The following is an 856-nucleotide window of genomic DNA, read 5'->3' as shown; positions in this document are numbered from 1 at the left end:
GAATGTGTCGTATGTGGATAAAGCCAATCTCGTCAATCAAAACCGACTCACGATTGAGTACCGCTTTGATAGACGCGTGATGAAGCAGGGGCGGATTCACTGGGATATGAACCTGGACACATGCGAGTTGCTCGGATGGGGCAACGATGCTTTTTTTGGCATCATACCGAGCAAAAATAACGTCACTAATGCGTTTTCCGGTATCGGATGGGACGTGTCAGTTATCACATGGACGCAACTACCGGAGCCGGGAGTGGTTCGATGTGGAGCCGGGCAATACGATATAATTCTGTGGAAGGGTGGGTCAGACAACCTCGTAATCGGTGCCGATGCGGTATTGGCAAAAAGTTTTGATATTGACGTTACAATGAGTCACGTTATTGAGATTAATTGTCCAGAATCACAAACAACTCATGGGGTTATCCCGGTTGAAGAAGAGTACGGTCTAGAGTCTACCGAGTCGCTATCGGTACCAGAAACAGATGGGCGCGAACTGCATCAAGCTGTTTTCGGAGTGTCAGGGATACCAGGGGAAGTGACAGTTCCAAAGGGTGGATTTGCTGAACTTGGCGGCGGAGGATTCGGCGGCGGCGGCAATGTCGATGGAGATTATTACGACGCTGACAATGATTATGAGGGGCTCGATGAGTGCATCGAGATTGCAGTCGAGCGGGCAAAAGTGGAGATGCTCGACAGTCACAGACAGACTCGGGTGAGTTTCGATGTGCCATTTACCCATGCAGCGTTTTTGGACAAAACAGCATCAATATCATCTGGAATAACCGCGACAGGTAAGATTGTCGAAGTGGCGGACACGATAAACGCGGATACCGGTGAGGCCATCACAAGGATAATT

1 protein-coding gene is annotated in these 856 nt (G+C 49.4%); it reads left to right on the top strand.

What is annotated here, in order from left to right; genetic code table 11:
* Nucleotides 1-856, top strand: an 856-nt coding sequence (locus GY791_18005; GenBank protein ID MCP4330324.1) for a hypothetical protein, incomplete at both ends; no start/stop codon positions are given.

This window comes from Alphaproteobacteria bacterium (assembly GCA_024244705.1).
In the GTDB taxonomy this organism is placed as follows: Bacteria; Pseudomonadota; Alphaproteobacteria; order JAAEOK01; family JAAEOK01; genus JAAEOK01.
The sequence above is the reverse complement of the archived record's forward strand: the minus strand, read 5'-3'. Positions and strand labels throughout refer to the sequence as shown.